This window comes from Ferrovibrio sp. GW821-FHT12F09, from assembly GCF_058806775.1.
The window spans coordinates 1,405,242-1,421,596 of record NZ_JBXAPZ010000001.1 but is presented as its reverse complement, the minus strand read 5'-3'; the positions used below and the strand labels follow the sequence as shown (position 1 = coordinate 1,421,596).

16 protein-coding genes are annotated in these 16,355 nt (G+C 64.2%); 8 read left to right on the top strand and 8 right to left on the bottom strand.

Translation table 11 applies throughout. The annotated features are described in order from the left end of the window. Window positions 1-22: 22 nt before the first annotated feature. The 4 genes from cobB to AC1ROB_RS07095 all read right to left on the bottom strand — a co-directional run bounded on the left by cobB (window position 23) and on the right by AC1ROB_RS07095 (window position 3,248). Window positions 23-739 (bottom strand): Sir2 family NAD+-dependent deacetylase, encoded by a 717-nt coding sequence (gene cobB, locus AC1ROB_RS07110; RefSeq protein WP_492971896.1) that lies wholly within the window; start codon window positions 737-739, stop codon window positions 23-25. A 9-nt stretch (window positions 740-748) separates the two neighbouring features. After that, entirely contained in the window at window positions 749-1,378 is a 630-nt protein-coding gene (gene thpR, locus AC1ROB_RS07105; protein WP_492971897.1) for an RNA 2',3'-cyclic phosphodiesterase, read from the bottom strand. Window positions 1,379-1,431: 53 nt separating this feature from the next. Beyond that, the gene (locus tag AC1ROB_RS07100; RefSeq protein ID WP_492971898.1) at window positions 1,432-2,490 is read right to left on the bottom strand and encodes an NADP(H)-dependent aldo-keto reductase; all 1,059 of its coding nucleotides are present in this window, start codon (window positions 2,488-2,490) and stop codon (window positions 1,432-1,434) included. 92 nt (window positions 2,491-2,582) lie between these two features. Then, entirely contained in the window at window positions 2,583-3,248 is a 666-nt protein-coding gene (locus tag AC1ROB_RS07095) for an arylesterase (protein WP_492971899.1), read from the bottom strand. Window positions 3,249-3,282: 34 nt separating this feature from the next. On the opposite strand from AC1ROB_RS07095, the gene AC1ROB_RS07090 reads away from it, so the two are divergent. The 4 genes from AC1ROB_RS07090 to AC1ROB_RS07075 all read left to right on the top strand — a co-directional run bounded on the left by AC1ROB_RS07090 (window position 3,283) and on the right by AC1ROB_RS07075 (window position 8,592). Next, window positions 3,283-4,032, top strand: a complete 750-nt coding sequence (locus tag AC1ROB_RS07090) for an ABC transporter ATP-binding protein (protein ID WP_492971900.1) — start codon at window positions 3,283-3,285, stop codon at window positions 4,030-4,032. After that, entirely contained in the window at window positions 4,032-6,542 is a 2,511-nt protein-coding gene (locus AC1ROB_RS07085) for an ABC transporter permease (RefSeq protein ID WP_492971901.1), read from the top strand. Before AC1ROB_RS07090 ends, AC1ROB_RS07085 begins: the two co-directional genes overlap by 1 nt. An 86-nt stretch (window positions 6,543-6,628) precedes the next feature. Further along, on the top strand, window positions 6,629-7,483 hold the full coding sequence (locus AC1ROB_RS07080; protein ID WP_492971902.1) for a hypothetical protein: 855 nt from the start codon (window positions 6,629-6,631) through the stop codon (window positions 7,481-7,483). A 137-nt stretch (window positions 7,484-7,620) separates the two neighbouring features. Beyond that, window positions 7,621-8,592, top strand: coding sequence for a GSCFA domain-containing protein (locus AC1ROB_RS07075; RefSeq protein WP_492971903.1), 972 nt, complete (start codon window positions 7,621-7,623; stop codon window positions 8,590-8,592). Between the two features lie 13 nt (window positions 8,593-8,605). On the opposite strand, the gene AC1ROB_RS07070 is transcribed toward AC1ROB_RS07075, so the two are convergent. Continuing rightward, window positions 8,606-9,598: a phytanoyl-CoA dioxygenase family protein gene (locus AC1ROB_RS07070; RefSeq protein ID WP_492971904.1), complete on the bottom strand. Its 993-nt coding sequence runs from the start codon at window positions 9,596-9,598 to the stop codon at window positions 8,606-8,608. 87 nt (window positions 9,599-9,685) lie between these two features. Next, complete coding sequence (locus AC1ROB_RS07065) at window positions 9,686-10,891, bottom strand: Bcr/CflA family multidrug efflux MFS transporter (RefSeq protein WP_492971905.1); 1,206 nt, start codon at window positions 10,889-10,891, stop codon at window positions 9,686-9,688. Window positions 10,892-11,156: 265 nt separating this feature from the next. Here AC1ROB_RS07065 and AC1ROB_RS07060 point away from each other — a divergent pair, with 265 nt between their 5' ends. The 4 genes from AC1ROB_RS07060 to AC1ROB_RS07045 all read left to right on the top strand — a co-directional run bounded on the left by AC1ROB_RS07060 (window position 11,157) and on the right by AC1ROB_RS07045 (window position 15,181). After that, on the top strand, window positions 11,157-11,882 hold the full coding sequence (locus AC1ROB_RS07060) for a Bax inhibitor-1/YccA family protein (RefSeq protein ID WP_492971906.1): 726 nt from the start codon (window positions 11,157-11,159) through the stop codon (window positions 11,880-11,882). Between the two features lie 162 nt (window positions 11,883-12,044). Beyond that, window positions 12,045-13,538, top strand: a complete 1,494-nt coding sequence (locus tag AC1ROB_RS07055; RefSeq protein WP_492971907.1) for a M81 family metallopeptidase — start codon at window positions 12,045-12,047, stop codon at window positions 13,536-13,538. Continuing rightward, complete coding sequence (locus AC1ROB_RS07050; protein WP_492971908.1) at window positions 13,539-14,852, top strand: tetratricopeptide repeat protein; 1,314 nt, start codon at window positions 13,539-13,541, stop codon at window positions 14,850-14,852. Window positions 14,853-14,989: 137 nt separating this feature from the next. Continuing rightward, window positions 14,990-15,181: a hypothetical protein gene (locus tag AC1ROB_RS07045; RefSeq protein ID WP_492971909.1), complete on the top strand. Its 192-nt coding sequence runs from the start codon at window positions 14,990-14,992 to the stop codon at window positions 15,179-15,181. A 70-nt stretch (window positions 15,182-15,251) separates the two neighbouring features. Here the strand turns inward: AC1ROB_RS07045 and AC1ROB_RS07040 are convergent, their stop codons facing one another. After that, complete coding sequence (locus AC1ROB_RS07040) at window positions 15,252-15,680, bottom strand: DUF2794 domain-containing protein (RefSeq protein ID WP_492971910.1); 429 nt, start codon at window positions 15,678-15,680, stop codon at window positions 15,252-15,254. A 106-nt stretch (window positions 15,681-15,786) separates the two neighbouring features. After that, on the bottom strand, window positions 15,787-16,338 hold the full coding sequence (locus AC1ROB_RS07035) for a response regulator (protein WP_492971911.1): 552 nt from the start codon (window positions 16,336-16,338) through the stop codon (window positions 15,787-15,789). Between the last annotated feature and the right edge of the window lie 17 nt (window positions 16,339-16,355).

Sequence of the window (16,355 nt, the reverse complement as noted above, 5' to 3'; positions counted from 1 at the left end):
GCCCTCAGCTAAGCCGGCAGTATCAGCCCGCCGTGAGCAGCCGTTCGACGAAAGTCGGAACCAGGCTGGTGGCCGGGCCGAAGATTTTCTCGGCAAACAGCGAGGCACCATCGGAGGGATCGAGATTGAGTTCCACCGTATGGGCGCGGCGAGCGCGACGGACCTCGGCCACAAAACCGGCCGCAGGATAGACTTGACCTGACGTGCCGATGGACAGGAACAGGTCGCAGGCATCGAGCGCCCTGTAAATCTCGTCCATATGCAGCGGCATCTCGCCGAACCAGACTACATGAGGCCGCAGGCGCCCGGTGGTGGCACAGGCCGGACAGGTGGCGGCCAGATCGAGATCGTCGCGCCAGGGCATGATATTCTCGCAGGCCTCGCAGCGGATTTTCAGCAGCTCGCCATGCATGTGCAGCAGCTTTGTCGATCCCGCCCGTTCATGCAGGTCGTCGACATTCTGCGTCACCAGCAGCAGATCGCCATCGAAGCGGCGCTCCAGCTCGGCCAGCGCCACATGGGCGACATTGGGCGTGGCCTCCAGCAGGTTTTTGCGCCGGGCATTGTAGAAGTCATGCACCAGCACCGGATTGCGCGCGAAGCCCTCCGGCGTCGCCACATCCTGCAGGTCGTATTTGGTCCACAGACCGTCCTTGTCGCGGAAAGTGCCGAGGCCGGACTCCGCCGAGATGCCGGCGCCGGTCAACACGACGATGGAACGGAAGCGCGTCTGCGTCACCGGCCGCGGCTACTCGCCATGGCCATAGGCGGCAACTTCCTGACGCTCCCAATGCTCGGCTTCGTCGGCCATCCAGTCATGCTCCTCATCGTCTGCCTCGCCGCCATCGACGCGATAGACATGCTCGGGCGTATAGATCGCGCCCGAGGAGGACAGGAAGCTGGAATACAGCACGAAGCGGTCGACATAGCAGACTGGCGCTGAATACAGCGCGTGATGGCTGAGGAAAGCGCCCACGCGGTCGAACGGTGCGTTGTTCAGGCGCGCCAGCGTTACATGCGGCATAAACTTGCGGCGATCCGGCGGCAGGCCGGCGCGCAGCACGGCATTGTCCACCTTGTCCTGCAGGCGGTTCAGTGTGGCATTGGGACGTACGCCGGCCCAGAGCGAATTGGCCTTGCGCTTGTCGCCGAAGGTGCCGACGCCGAACAGCTCGAGATCGAAGCTGGGCACGATAATGCCCGACAGCTCTTCGCCGATGGCGCGCGCCGTGCGGCCATCAACCTCGCCGATAAACCGCAGGGTGAGATGAAACTGGTCGGGATTGGCCCAGCGCGCACCGGGCACGCCGGCACAAAGGGCGGCAAGAGACCGACGGACGTCGTCGGGGAAGCGTAAGGCAACGAACAAGCGGATCATGGGGAAAGCCCTCCGCTGGAACGGGCGCTATGGCCCAGAGCAAACGCCGGTGGTCAGGCGCTCGGGTTCGGTTGATCGCGATGGATCGCCTCGATGCCGTCCAGAACCTCCTTGGAAAGTGTCACGCCAATACTGTCGATATCGATCTTGAGCTGTTCCAGCGACGTTGCGCCGATGATGTTGCTGGTGACGAAAGGCCGGGTGTTCACGAAGGCCAGCGCCATCTGCGAAGGATCGAGGCCATACTGCTTGGCCAGGGCCACATAGCGTTCGGTGGCGCGGTCGACCTGCGGATTGCTGTAGCGGGTGAAACGCGTGAACAGGGCCAGGCGGCTGCCAGGCGGCCGGGCGCCGCCCAGATACTTGCCGCTCAACACACCCATGGCGAGCGGCGAATAAGCCAGCAGTCCGACCTCTTCCATCTGCGTCACTTCGGACAGTGCGCTTTCGTACCAGCGATTCAGCAGGTTGTAGGGGTTCTGGATCGAGACGATGCGCGGCCGCGCGGCGCTGGCCGCAGCGTCGCTCACATGGCGCATCACGCCCCAGGCGGTTTCGTTCGACACGCCGAAGGTACGGATCTTGCCGGCCTTCACCAGCTCGCCCATCGCATCCAGCGTCTCGGCGATGGCGATCGACTCTTCGCTGTTCCACGGATATTCGGCGCGGCCGAAATTGGCGGTCAGACGATCGGTCCAATGGGACTGGTAGAGATCGATATAATCGGTCTGCAGCCGCTTCAGGCTCTTGTCGACCGCCTCGAAAATCTGCTTGCGGCTCAGGTTCGGCGGCTGCTTGTCATCACGCAGCCAGGTGAAATCGCCGCGCGGGCCGCCACCGCGACCGGCCACCTTGGTGGCCAGCACCACCTTGTCGCGATTGCCGCGCGCCTTCAGCCAGGTGCCGATATAGCTTTCAGTGCGGCCCTGCGTCTCGGCGCGGGGCGGCACCGGATACATTTCGGCGGCGTCGATGAAATTGATGCCGCGCTCCAGCGCGTAATCCAGCTGGGCGTGGGCGTCGGCTTCGGTGTTCTGCTCGCCCCAGGTCATGGTACCCAGGCAAATCAGGCTCACCTGAATGTCGGTGCGGCCTAAGCGACGGAACTCCATGACAAAACTCCCGAAACAGCGAAACAGGCCGGCTGTTTTGCCGGCAGCCCATATTGTCGGCAGGACTCGGCCATTTCAACAACGAATTGAGGTCAACGTCCCAGGAACCGCAAAATGTGGGGCATGGTGCGCTCGACAATCACGGCGACGCCCTCACGGGTCGGATGGATGCCGTCGCTCAGATTCAGCTTCGCCTCGCCGGCCACGCCATCGAGGAAAAACGGATAGAGCGGCAGCCCGTGCTTTTGTGACAGATCCGGGTAGATGGCGTTGAACTTGCGGCCATAATCCGCACCCAGATTGGGCGCCGCCAGCATGCCGGCCAGCAGCACCGGCAGATTGGCCTGTTTCAGCCTGACCACGATGCCGTCCAGATTGCTCCGCGCCTGCTCGGGCGCCAGGCCCCGCAGCATGTCGTTGGCGCCCAGTTCGACCAGCACATGGGTCGGTTTCTCGGCCAGCGCCCAGTCGAGCCGCGCCAGGGCCGCAGCCGTGGTATCGCCGGAAACGCCGGCATTCAGCACCGTGACATCGGCAATGCCACGCGCCTTCAGGGCCTTGTCGAGCTGTGCGGGGTAGGAGGCGTCGGGCGGCAGGTTATAGCCCGCCACCAGGCTGTCGCCGAAGACCAGCAGACGGGCCGGCGCGGCCTGGGCCCCGATCGAGGCAGCGCACATCAGCGTGACCAGCATCACCGCCAGCAGGCCAGCAACATTGCGGCAGCGCCGGAAAAGCCCATATCTTTCGTGTAACTTCACGATCTGCCTTCCTGACTTTAAGGACCGAACCCTGATGGCGTCACCCAGCGCGACCCCGCCCGCAGCCGAGCGTGAGATAGTCGTTCGCCTGAACGATGTGAAGCTCACTCTCGCCAGCACGGCCGGGCCGGTCAATATCCTGCGCGGCATCGATCTGGCGGTACAGGCCGGCGAGCGTATCGGCATTGTCGGCCCCTCGGGCTCGGGCAAGTCCACCCTGCTGGCCGTGCTGGCCGGCCTGGAGCGGGTGAGCGGCGGCACGGTGCATGTCGCCGGCGCCGACCTGAACGGCCTGAACGAGGACAAGCTGGCGCTGTGGCGCCGCAACCGCGTCGGCATCGTGTTCCAGAGTTTCCATTTGATCCCGACCATGACCGCCATCGAGAATGTGGCCGTGCCACTGGAACTGGCCGGCCTGCGCGATGCCACCGACCGCGCCCGCGCTGCCCTGGCGCAGGTGGGCCTGGGCCATCGCGAGACCCATTATCCGGCCCAGCTTTCGGGCGGCGAGCAGCAGCGCGTGGCGCTCGCCCGCGCCGTCGCCCCGCGCCCAGCCCTGCTGCTGGCCGACGAACCGACCGGCAATCTGGACGGCAGCACCGGCCATGCCATCATCGACCTGATGTTCGGCGAGGCCGCGCGCCTGCAATCCACGCTGATCCTGATCACCCATGATGAAACCCTGGCCGCGCTCTGCGACCGGGTGGTGCGGATCGAGGATGGCCGCGTCAAAAGCATTGCGCCCGGCACCGGGCGGGTCGTGCAGACCCAGGCGGCCGACTGATGCTGTCGCTGCGTTTTGCCTTGCGTGAACTGCGCGGCGGCCTGCGCGGCTTCCGCCTGTTCGTGGCCTGTCTCAGCCTTGGCGTCGCGGTGATCGCCGGCATCGGCACGCTGTCATCTTCCATCGTCACCGGCCTGGAACGCGACGGCCGCAGCCTGCTGGGCGGCGATCTGGAATTCCGCCTGACCCATCGCGGCGCCACGCCCGAGGAGCGCGACTTCCTGCAACGCCAGGGTGGCGTGTCCGAAACCGCGCAGATGCGCGCGATGGCGCATAGCCTGCGCAGCGACCAGCGCACCCTGATCGAGCTAAAGGCTGCCGATGCCGCCTATCCGCTCTATGGCAGCATCGAGCTTGAACAGCCCGGCAAACTTGAAACTCTGCTGGCCGCGCAGAACGGCCTGCCCGGGGCCGCCGTCGATCCGCAGGCGCTGATCCGGCTCGACGCGCAGGTCGGCGACCGCCTGACCATTGGCGAGCAGACCTTTGAAATCCGCGCGGTGATCGCGCGCGAACCCGACCGCGCCACGGAAGGCCTGACACTGGGCCCGCGCGTGCTGATCGGGCTTGAAGCACTGGACGCCACCAAGCTGGTGCAGCCCGGCACGCTGGCCTACTGGCATTACCGCGTGAAGCTGCGGCCCGAGCTGAGTGCACTGCAGGTGCAGGAGGTGGCGCAGAAAGACTATGCCGCGTCAGGCTGGCGCATCCGCGACTGGAAGGAAGGCAGCCCCGGCGTGCGCCGCTTCCTCGATCGCGCCTCGCTGTTCCTGGTGCTGGTCGGCCTCACCGCGCTGCTGATCGGTGGCGTCGGCGTCGCCAATGCCGTGCATGCCCATCTGGACGGCAAGACACCCACCATTGCGACGTTAAAATCCCTGGGGGCAACCACGGGCCTGATCTTCCGCGTCTACCTCTGGCAGACGCTGCTGTTGGCGGCCTTCGGCATCCTGCTCGGCCTGATCTTCGGCGCCGCGATTCCGAACCTGGCGGCCAGTGCGCTGGCCGAAATCCTGCCCCTGCCCCTGGTGGCTGGCCTGTACTGGCAGCCGCTGGCCATGGCCGCCACCTACGGCCTGCTGGTGGCGCTGGCCTTCACCATCTGGCCGCTGGCGCGTGCCGCCGATATCCGCCCGGCCGCGCTCTATCGCGACCTGGTGGCGCCGGGCGGCCGCTGGCCGCGCCCGGTCTATGTCGTCACCACGCTGGTCCTGTTTGTCGCCCTGGCGGCGCTGGCCGTGCTGGGCGCCGAGGAACGCCGCTTCGCGCTGGCCTTTGTGGTCAGCGCCATGATCGCCTTCGTGCTGTTCCGCCTGATCGCCAGCGGCGTGGCTGCCGTTGCCAAGCGTGTCCGGCCGCCGCGCGCCGTGCGGCTGAAACTCGCACTGGCCAGCCTGCATCGCCCCGGTGCGGCGACGGCGGCGCTGCTGCTGTCGCTGGGCGTGTCGCTCACGCTGCTTGTGGCGATCGCCCTGGTGGAGAGCAACCTGCATGCGCAGGTGGAAGACCGCCTGCCCGACGAAGCGCCGGCCTTCTTCTTTGTCGATATCCAGCCCGGCCAGATGGACGACTTCCGCGCCACCGTGAATGCGACGCCGGGCGCGCGCGACCTGGAAACCGTGCCCAATCTGCGCGGCCGCATCAGCGCCGTGAAGGGCGTACCGGCCGAACAGGTGGAGGTTTCGGCCGAACAGCGCTGGGTGCTGCAGGGCGACCGCGGCCTGACCTATGCGCGCGACCTGCCCGCCGGCTCGACCTTGCTGCAGGGCCAGTGGTGGAAGCCCGACTATGACGGTCCGCCGCTGATCTCCATCGAGGAAAAAGCCGCGCAGGGCTTGAATGTCGGCCTCGGCGACAAGCTGACTGTGAATGTGCTGGGCCGTGACATCGAGGCCGAGGTCGCCAGCATCCGCCGGCTCGACTGGAGTTCCTTCGGCATCAACTTCGTGCTGGTCTTCTCGCCCGGCCTGCTGGAACGTGCGCCGCATACCTTCCTCGCCACCGTGAAGGCGCCGGCCGCCGCCGAGACCGCGCTGTTCCGTGCCGTCACCCAGCGCTTCCCCGGCATCTCCGTGGTGCGCATGAAAGACGTGCTGACCGAGTTGAACGCCATCGTGCAGAAGCTGGGCAGCGCTGTGCGCGCCGCCGCCGGCGTCACCCTGATCGCCGGTCTGATCGTGCTGGCCGGTGCACTGGCAGCGGAACACCGCCGCCGCCTGAAGGAGGGCGCGATCCTCAAGGCATTGGGCGCCACACGGCGCGACATCATCACCGCGCATCTGATCGAATACGGCAGTGTCGGCCTGATCGGCGCCCTGCTGGCGTTCGGGCTGGGCTGGCTCGCCGCCTGGGCCATGGTGACATTGATGATGAATGCCACCTTCGTCTTCGCGCCCGGCGTGGCCGCCGCAACCGCCCTGGGCGGCGTCGCCGCCACCCTGGTGCTGGGTCTGGCCGGGGCCTGGCAGGCGCTGGCCGCCAAACCCGCCCCCCTGCTGCGAACGGCCTGATACAGCCGGATAATCCGCCGGCCTGAGAATATTGCGTTAACGCTTCCGTGCCAGACTTTCCCGGCAATCCGCAAAGGGGAAATTCTGTGGCTGGCGTTCCTGATCGCAAAAACGTTTCCGGCGGCCTGTATCAGGGCCACTGGAGCCAGACTCGCACCCTGATCGAGTCCCTGATCGAGAAGGGCGAAACCGACCTGTCGCGTCTGGTGACCGCCACCCGGCAGATCGGCTCGACCGAGGCCGCCCTCGCCATGCTGCAGCGGTTCGGTTACCGCATCGCAGGGACCAATGCCGTGGGGCAGGTGCAGGACCAGCAGCTGTCGCTCAACCTGTTCGATATCCAGAAATTCTGGCACATGTTCCGCGCCATGCCTGAAGGCACCAGCGATATCCTGGAGCTGGGCAGCGGTTACGGCGCCAATCTCTTCACCCTGTGGCTGACCGGCGCACCGGCCGATGCGACGTACCACGGACTGGAATACACCTCGGCCGGCCGCGACTGCGCCGACCGTCTGGCCAGCTTTGCGCCGAAGATGAAGTTCCGCTCGGCCAGCTTCGACTTCTATACCGATACGCTTGCCGAATTCGCCAGCAGCAAAAAGCTGTTCGTCTTCACCTGCCTCGCCATCGAACAGATCACCTATATCCCGACGTCGTTCTTCGACAACCTGTTGGCCCTGCCAAATCTCGGCTCGGTGCTGCATATCGAGCCGATCGGCTGGCAGTATCCCCTGCCGCCGGATGCCGATGCGAAAGCAACGGAGATCGACCAGCTGATGCGCAAGTCGGTGTCCCAGAAGGGTTACAACCAGAATCTGGTGGCGGAACTGCATGCCCTGGCCAAGGCCGGCCGCATCGTCATCGAGGAAGAGGCCGTTCATTTCGGCGCCTTCCGGCCCGACCTGCCGCTCACCGCCATCCGCTGGCGCCCGGCCCGTTAATCAGGGCCAACATCCATGCCGGTGACCGGCTGCGTTTGCCGGGAGGCGAACGCGGCAGCGCTCTGTGCCGTTAACCTCTCCGAAAGCAGAAAGCGCGATTATTCTCATCATATTTGAGAATGCCCGCAGGTTTGACCATGGCCCATCGCAATCGCATCTGGGACGAATTCATGAGGAGCAAGGCCATTGGCGTCGATGCCAAGCCGCTCATTCGCCCCACCGATCGCGTCTTCACCATGGGCAGCTGCTTTGCCAACGAAATCCGGCATGCCCTGGAAAAGCGCAACTTCACGATTTATCCGGCAACCAATCCGCAGTTCCATAAGCATGTCTCGCCTGCTTCCCATGAGCCAACCGGCCATTGGGGTGACTATGACGAACGCGTGCACTGGCAGTTCTACACCACCTTCTCGATGCTGCAGGAATTCGAGAAGGCTTTCGGCCTGTGGCAGCACGATCCCTCAGAAGTCTGGGCCGCTGTGCAGAAGACGAGCGACGGCCAGCGGAATCCGATCTTCCAGGAGCCGTTCAAGCGCCGGCTTTTCGCCCACAGCCTCGAAGACATCCTGGCGCTGCGCAAGCTGATGGAAGATGCCCTGCGTGAAGGCATCATGACCGCCGACGTGATGGTGCTGACCATGGGCCTGACGGAGGTCTGGCGTTCGCCGACCGGACGTTACGTCTGCGAAGCGCCGACCAAGCTGCGTTCGAAGGATTTCTTCGGCTGCAAGGCCTTTGGGACCACCTACGAGCAGAATCTGAAGAATATGCGGAAGCTCTGCACGCTATATTTCAACGCCTTCCCCAATCGCAACATCTTCCTGACGGTGTCGCCGATTGCCCTGCACCGCACCTTCACGCCACTCGATATCGCCATTGCCAATTCGGAGAGCAAGGCGATCCTGCGCGCCGTCGCCGCCCAGATCGTCCGCGACTTCCCGAATGTCCATTATTTCCCGTCCTTCGAACTGTGCCAGTACGACCCCCAGGCCTTCCACGAAGACGGCCGCCATGTGCTGCCGGCCAAGGTGGAAAGCATCATGTCGCAGTTCATGGAAGCCTTCCTGGCACCGGCAGACGCGGCGACGCAGAGCGCCCCCGCATCCTGATCCACCGCAGCCCTCAGCGCAGGAAAAGCTGGTTGCGGTAGAGGAAGTCTGCCGTCGGCGCGGAAGCCACCGGCAGATTCTTTACGGCCAGACGCTCGCGGCCAGACGCCAGGTCGCTATAGGGCAGCAGCGTATAAAGCACCTGGAACAGCATGCGATTGCGTGACTTCGGCGGCATGCCCTTATGCAGGCCGTAGGTATTCACCAGGAAGGTCGATCCTGCCGGGCCGACAAAATGCTCGAACCGGTTTGCGAAGACCTTTTCCAGATAGGCCGCATGGTTGCGCTGGCCGCCGGCGAAGAACTGCATCGGATTATGCCCGTCAGTCGTCGACATCCGGTACAGCTGCTCGAAACCGTCCGGCCGATGCGAACCGGGCAGGTAGACATGCGGACCGGAATCTTCGTCGACATCGCTCAGGTAAAGGAACAGCTTGCAGAAACGGAAGCAGTCCTTGTCGCGATGCAGAATCTGCGGACTGCCCGCCGCCTGACGCCCCGCATAGGAATGCCAGGCCATATAGGCATCGATGATCGGCTCAAAGCCCAGATAGGCCCGCACCACCGACAGGATCGCTGGATCGTTGGCGATATCGATCAGATGCGGGCAATGCAGCACATCGGTGACATCATGTTCGCCCAGGAACGCCAGCGGCGGCGGTTCCAGAGCCTGTCCGGTTCCCATCGCCTTATGGGCTTCATCCTGGAATTCGACCGGACGGCTCAGCAGGTAATCGCGGATCGCGGATAGCTTGTCCGCTTCGACCTTGACGCCAAACTGCAGCCGGCCCTGCTGAATGAATTCGCCGGCGTCACCACCGGGCGGTGACACGGCTGGCGCCAGATCGGGAAAGGTGTTGCGCAGATCGGCAACAATCGTGTCGGCCGTCTGGCTCATCAGCGCGGGGGCGGAGGCCACGATCGGGCGCAGTCTGCGGATCGTGCCGCGGAACACGCGATCGATCTGCCCGGGGGAAAACTGCGCTGACGATGCCGTCGGTTCCATATGAACGAACTCTTTCTGACCTGGCGAAACACCAGAATCATAAACGCAGAGCCGCGCAATTGGAAAACATTATCGGCCGGACGAAGGTTACGCGCGCACCAGCACCAAACGTGCGATCAGGCCGCAGAGACCGGACAGGCCGACAATCACCGCCATCGGCAGTGCCGTACCGTTATTCAGGGCGCCGACCAGCCCGCTGGTGACGGCGCCGCTGAGGAACTGCAGCGTCCCCATCAGCGCCGCGGCCGTACCGGCCCGGCGCGCCTCGCCGGCCATCGCGCTGGCCGCCGCATTGGGCAATACGGCGCCCAGACTGGCGATATAAACGAACAGCGGCAGCCACAGGCCGAAGATGCCGCCGATCTGGAAATAGGTCATGGCCAGCAGCACCAGGCCCGATGCCGCCATGATGCAGACCCCGACGATCAGCACCTCGTCGAGGGTGAAGCGGCGCAGCAGGCTGCGGTTGACCTGCGAGAAGCCGATGATGCCCACGGCGTTGATGCCGAAGATCCAGCCATAGGTTTGCGGCGAAACGTGAAACAGGTCGATGAAAATGAAGGGTGAACCGGCGATATAGGCGAACAGACCACCCATGCCCAGACTCGATGCGAGCGTGTAGCCCATGAAGCGGCGCTGGCCCAGCAGTTCGCCGTAATTGCGCAGCGCCGAACCGATGGTCAGGCGCGCTTCGGGATGCGCCACATGAGTCTCCGGCAGCCACAGCCGGCCAGCCAGCATCACCACGGCGGCAAAGATCGCCAGGAACCAGAAGATCGCATGCCAGTCGAACCAGACCAGCACATAGCCGCCGAGCAGTGGCGCCAGGATCGGGGCGACGCCCATCACCAGCATCAGCAGCGACATGACGCGAGCGCCTTCCCGCGGTTCGAACAGGTCGCGCACCATGGCGCGCGAGATGACCAGGCCGGCGCAGGAGCCGAAGGCCTGGACGAAACGTGCCGCGATCAACGCATCGATATTGGGCGCCAGCGCGCAGGCGACGGAGGCGCCGATATAGAGCAGGTTGCCGATCACCAGCGGCGCGCGGCGGCCGAAACGATCACTGATCGGGCCGTAGAAAAGCTGGCCGATGGCGAGGCCGAGGAAAAACAGCGACAGCGTCTGCTGGACCCGGCCGGCATCGGTGGCCAGCGCCCGCTCCAGCGCCGGCAGGCCGGGCAGATACATGTCCACCGCCAGCGGCGTGAAGGCGCTCAGCGCCCCCAGAATGAGGGTCAGGCGCCACAGGCCCCCGGGACTATGGGGCTGGATGCGGATCGAATCGGCCATGGAAATCTCTGCAAAGCGGCGGTTTTCCGCCGATGGATCTTGGAAGAACGTCTGGGGGACCCCAGTCATACGGCATCCGAGACAGGCTGACGAGGGCGGCAATCACACCACCGGCGGGGGCCGGCGGCCGCTTTGGCTAGGGGTGGGGTAAGAATGGACGATTTATGAATGACTTATATGAGAATTTTATGCGGAGGTTATGCTTGAAATCCGCTCTGGCGCTGACAATATGCTCAACACAACCATTGTCTGAGGAGGCACACCTATGTCGACGCCGTTCAACCAGCCCCGTTATGGCTACGGCGCCACCACTATTGACCGTGCGGTGGTCGATGAGGCCCTGCGCAGCTACATGCTGCGGGTCTACAATTACATGGGTTCCGGTCTGGCGCTGAGCGCCATCGTGGCCCTGGTGGTGTCGCAATCCCCTGCCCTGATGAGCACCCTGTTCTCAGGCGGCCTCGCCTTCGTGGTGATGCTCGCCCCGCTGGGCTTGCTGCTGGTGATGAGCTTCGGCGCCAACAAGCTGTCGGCTGGCGCCGTGCAGGGCCTGTACTGGGCCTTCACCGCCGCGATGGGCCTGTCGCTGTCGACCATCTTCATGGTCTACACCGGCACCTCGATCCTGCGCATCTTCTTCATCACCGCCGCGATGTTCGGCGCGATGAGCCTGTGGGGTTACACGACCAAGCGCGACCTGACCGGCATGGGCACGTTCCTGTTCATGGGCGTGATCGGCCTGATGATCGCGAGCATCGTCAACATCTTCCTGGGCTCCAGCGTGCTGCAGTTCGCCATCTCGGCGATCACGGTTCTGGTCTTCACCGGCCTGACCGCCTTCGACACGCAGCGCATCAAGTCGGAGTTCTACGAGGGCGACCCGGCCGACCTGCAGACCAAGCAGGCCGTCTTCGGCGCCACCTCGCTCTACGTGAACTTCCTCAACATCTTTATGGCCCTGCTCAACCTGTTCGGCCAGAAGAACGAATGATTTCGGTTTAACCGCCGAAACACGGAAAGCCCCGGCAGGCAACTGCCGGGGCTTTTTCTTTGCCTGAAGCGTCGTATCCAACGTGACAAAGCTGGTGGCGCGGTTTTAAGCTTTCGTTCGTCTGCCTACGAATTACTCAGCCCAGCAAGAGAGCCCCGCCCCATGAAGCTTGTCCTCGCGATGGTGAAGCACGAGACCAACACCTTCTCGCCGATTGTCACCGACTTCGCCCGCTTCGAATCCTGGGGCCTCTATACCGGACAGGCCGCTATCGATGCCTATGCCAAGACCAACATGCCGCTGGGCGTCTACCTGAACCTGGCGAAGGACTACGGCGCCGAGGTGGTGCTGCCGATGGCGGCCGAGGCGATGCCGGGCGGCCTGGTCACCAAGGATGCCTGGAAGCGCCTGACCGATCCGATCCTGGAGGCGGTGCGCGCCGGCTGCGACGGCTGCCTGCTCGACCTGCATGGCGCCATGGTGGTGGAGGGCCTGGAAGACGGCGAAGGCACGCTGCTGGAACAGATCCGCCAGATCGCCCCCGATCTGCCGATTGCCGTGACGCTCGACCTGCATTGCAACCTGACGCCCAAGATGGTGACCAACTGCACGGCGCTGATCGGCTACAAGACCTATCCGCATGTCGATATGGATGTGGTGGCCGGCCAGGTCGGCCGCGTGGTGATGCCCTTCATTGCCGGCAAGGGACCGAAGCCGGCGATGGCCCTGCGCCAACTGCCCCTGCTGTCGCAGACGCTCTGCCAGGGCACCGATGACGAGCCGATGAAATCGGCGATCCAGGCCTGCATTGACGAAGAAGCGAAGGGCCTGCCCTGCGCCAGCGTCTTTGGCGGCTTTGCCATGGCCGATATCCGCGATGCCGGCACGACCGTCATCACGGTCGGTCGGGACCAGGCCGAGGCGGATGCCAGCGCCGACCGCATCGCAGCGCAGGTCTGGGACAAGCGCGACATCCATGTCTACCAGCACCGCGACCTGGCCGAGACCGTGGCCAAGGCCAAGAAGATCAAGGATGGCCCGGTGATCCTGCTGGACCACGCCGACAATTGCGGCTCCGGCGGCACCCAGGATGTGATGATGGTGATCGCGGAAGTGCTGAAACAGGGCCTGGAGGATGTCGCCGTCGGCGCTGTCTGGGACCCGGAGGCCGTGCAGATCATGAGCAAGGCCGGCGTTGGCGCGACCGTGACGCTGGCGCTGGGCGGCAAGAGCGAGATGCCGTCGCTCAAGCTCAAGGGCAAGCCGCTGACGCTGACCGGCAGGGTGCGCACCATCACTGACGGCGAATGGGTCGTGCGCGGCCCGATGTATACGGGCTACAAAGTCATGATGGGGCCGACCGCCGTGCTGGAAGTCGAGGGCCGGATGCAGATTGTTGTGGTCTCGCGGCATCATGAGCCCTGGGATACCGGCGTGTTCCGCTCGGTCGGCATCGAACCCGAACACAAGCGCTACCTGCTGCTGAAGTCCCGCATCCATTACCGCGCCGGCTTCGCCCCGCTTGCAAAAGCAACCTTCACCCTGGACGGCGAAGGCGTCACCACCTCGGACAACAGCATCATCGACTACAAGAATGTGCGCCGGCCGATCTATCCGCTGGACAAGATCAACGACTGGCAGGATGCCGCGAAATAAATGCTGAAAGACCGCTGGGGCCTCGACGTCGCCACCGACAATCCGGCTGTGATCGAAGGCCTGGATACCTTCGACACCAGCTTCCTCACCTATGGCACTACGGCGGCCGCGATCTGGGAGGCGGCCAAAGCCGATCCGGCCTGCGTGATGGCGCAGGCCAAGGCCGCAGCGCTGGAGCTGTTCCTTCAGACCGGGCAGTCGGTGGCGAAAGCCCGGCCGTGGCTGGCAACGGCTGAACCGCATCTGGCCAAGGCAGCCGAACGCGAACGGCTGTGGCATGCCCAGGTAAGCGCCTGGGCGGCCGGCGATGCCGAACGGGCGATGGATCTGTGCGGCACCATCGCCGCGCGCTGGCCGCAGGATCTGGCCGCCGTAAAGATGACGCAGTTCCACATGTTCCATGTCGGCGACCTGGCCGGCATGCTGCGCATCGCCGAAGCCGCCCTTCCCCATCACCGCGATGTCGCCGAGATGCACGGCATGCTGGCCTTCGGACTGGAGGAGATGAACCGGCTGGACGAGGCGGAAGCTGCCGCCCGCCACGCCATCAGCCTCCAGCGCGCCGAACCCTGGGCGCATCATGCGCTGGCCCATGTGATGGAAACCCAGGGCCGGTGCGCCGAAGGCCTGGAGACCATGATGGCGCTGGCCGATACCTGGGGCGACAAGAACTCCTTCATGCGCAGCCACAACTGGTGGCATGTCGGCCTGTTCGCCATCGACAGCGACCGGCCGGAGGAAGCCCTGCGGCTCTATGACGCGCAGGTCTGGGGCGTATGGAAAGAGTACAGCCAGGACCAGGTCAACGCCGTGGCCCTGCTGGCGCGGCTGGAGATCGCCGGCCTCGCTGTCGGCGACCGCTGGCAAGACGTCGCCGACTATCTGGAGCGCCGCGGGCCCGAGCATGTCGAACCCTTCCTCGATGCGCATTACCTGCTGGGACTGAGCCAAGCGGGACGAGACGCGGCCGCGCGGCAAGTGCTCGATAGCCTGCGTGCGCATGTCGCGGCACAGCCCGACCATCTGAACGGCCGTATCTGGCGCAGTGTTGGTCTGCCGCTCGCTGAAGGCGTCACCGCCTATGGCCGCGGCGCCTGGCGCGAGGTGTTTGAAAAATTACCTCCAGCCCTGCACGGCCTGCAGCAGATCGGCGGTAGTCATGCGCAGCGCGATCTGTTCTGGCAGCTGTGGCTGCATGCCGGTGCGAAAGCTGGCGAGTTTGCCGCCGTAAAGCCGCATTTCGAACAGCGCCTCGCCGAGCGTCCGACAGTGGCCAAGCATCGACGCGAACTCGCTGCAGTCACGCAAATATAAATTTCCCGTAAATCGACAGAGTGTCGCAGCTAAAATATCGACCATTGCCGTCCGCCGAAGACAGGCGCAAGAATGAACACGATGCAGCCTGCCGATTCGCTGGCATGCATGCAGCACTGTTCAAGGGATGGACCCCGATGTTGACCCGCTTCAAGACTTTCGCCGCTGCTTTCGTCATGGCTGGCTTCCTGGCCGGCACTGTTGCCCCTGCTTTCGCCCCGGCTGCCGAAGCGCAGACCACTCAGCCTGCCAAGAAGAAGGCTGAGAAGAAGAAGACCGGTGAGAAGAAGGCTGCCGCCAAGCCGGCGAAGAAGGCCAAGAAGGCCTAATCGCCTTACAGCTATCCAAACCCTGGAAAGGCCTCCGCCCTGTGGCGGAGGCCTTTTTCTGTTCTGCAGCCTACAGCGCCGCTTCGCGCTTGGGTTCGAAGTAGCGCAGCATGACGCCGAGTTCGCGGCCGCGGCGCAGGATGCGGCCGCCCTGGCCGAGGATGGCAAAAGCTCCCTGCTTGCGCGCCAGCTTCGGCGTCTTGACGATACGGTAGAGCGCGCCGTCGGCGCTGCGGCGGAAGACCGCAAAACTGCAGCTGTCGCGGTCATGCCCGATGGCATAGTCGCGCCACTCGCCCATCCCCACCATGCGGGCATACAGATTGAGGATCAGGCTGAATTCGCGGCGGTCAAAAAATACGGCCGGCTCTACCGCCGGCCGGGGATCGGTGCTTCTGGCGACGATCAGCTTTGCATCCGCACCAGGACCCGCGCTCTGCGACGCGGATTCCGTTGGCATCGAATGCCGGAACTGATGCAAGGCAACGACCTCGCTCATGCCGAAACGACTGACCTCCCGAAAGGACTCTGTCTGGTCTGAATCTTGGTCCCGCGCCGACGATGCGTCAAGCCGGGATTGCACCGCCGGCCCGGTTAAGGACGGGTCAGATTTCGTTCAGCAGCCGCTCGACGGCATCGTCGCTCATCTGCTGATCGCCCTTTTCCATCATGTCCTTGCGGCGTTCTTCGCCGGTGTAGTTGGACACCCGGTGGCGGCGGCGGTCGGGGCCGAAGAAGTCGTCGGTACGCACGAACTGCCGTGGATTCTCGACCACCACCGTGATGCGCCGGGCCATGGTCTTGGCCGAAAACGGCTTGACCAGGAATTCGGTGACGCCGACATCGCGGGCCTTCATCACCTTCCACTCTTCCGACTGTGCCGTCACCATGACGATTGGCACGAAGACATTCTTGGAGGCCGGATTCTTGCGCACCCACTCGACGAAGCCGAGGCCATCCATTTCACCGTCCATGTGCCATTCGGTGAAAATGATGTCGACGACGTTGTTTTCGAGATAGGTGAGCGCATCCTTGGCATTCATGCATTCCGCAATGCGCGTCACGCCAAGCGGTCGCAAAACCTCTTTGATAAGCTGCATGTGGTTGTGGTTGCTGTCGACCACCAGCACTGCAACGTTATTGAGTTTGTAAGCCATAACCGAATACGACCGCG

Excerpts from the sequence above, each read along its gene's own strand:
- AC1ROB_RS07050 (WP_492971908.1), top strand. The coding sequence starts at position 13,539 with ATGCTGAAAGACCGCTGGGGCCTCGACGTCGCCACCGACAATCCGGCT.
- AC1ROB_RS07070 (WP_492971904.1), bottom strand. The coding sequence starts at position 9,598 with ATGGAACCGACGGCATCGTCAGCGCAGTTTTCCCCCGGGCAGATCGAT.
- AC1ROB_RS07100 (WP_492971898.1), bottom strand. The coding sequence starts at position 2,490 with ATGGAGTTCCGTCGCTTAGGCCGCACCGACATTCAGGTGAGCCTGATT.
- AC1ROB_RS07075 (WP_492971903.1), top strand. The coding sequence starts at position 7,621 with ATGGCCCATCGCAATCGCATCTGGGACGAATTCATGAGGAGCAAGGCC.
- AC1ROB_RS07035 (WP_492971911.1), bottom strand. The coding sequence starts at position 16,338 with ATGGCTTACAAACTCAATAACGTTGCAGTGCTGGTGGTCGACAGCAAC.
- AC1ROB_RS07085 (WP_492971901.1), top strand. The coding sequence starts at position 4,032 with ATGCTGTCGCTGCGTTTTGCCTTGCGTGAACTGCGCGGCGGCCTGCGC.
- AC1ROB_RS07045 (WP_492971909.1), top strand. The coding sequence starts at position 14,990 with ATGTTGACCCGCTTCAAGACTTTCGCCGCTGCTTTCGTCATGGCTGGC.
- AC1ROB_RS07055 (WP_492971907.1), top strand. The coding sequence starts at position 12,045 with ATGAAGCTTGTCCTCGCGATGGTGAAGCACGAGACCAACACCTTCTCG.
- AC1ROB_RS07090 (WP_492971900.1), top strand. The coding sequence starts at position 3,283 with ATGGCGTCACCCAGCGCGACCCCGCCCGCAGCCGAGCGTGAGATAGTC.
- thpR (WP_492971897.1), bottom strand. The coding sequence starts at position 1,378 with ATGATCCGCTTGTTCGTTGCCTTACGCTTCCCCGACGACGTCCGTCGG.
- AC1ROB_RS07060 (WP_492971906.1), top strand. The coding sequence starts at position 11,157 with ATGTCGACGCCGTTCAACCAGCCCCGTTATGGCTACGGCGCCACCACT.
- AC1ROB_RS07065 (WP_492971905.1), bottom strand. The coding sequence starts at position 10,891 with ATGGCCGATTCGATCCGCATCCAGCCCCATAGTCCCGGGGGCCTGTGG.
- AC1ROB_RS07040 (WP_492971910.1), bottom strand. The coding sequence starts at position 15,680 with ATGAGCGAGGTCGTTGCCTTGCATCAGTTCCGGCATTCGATGCCAACG.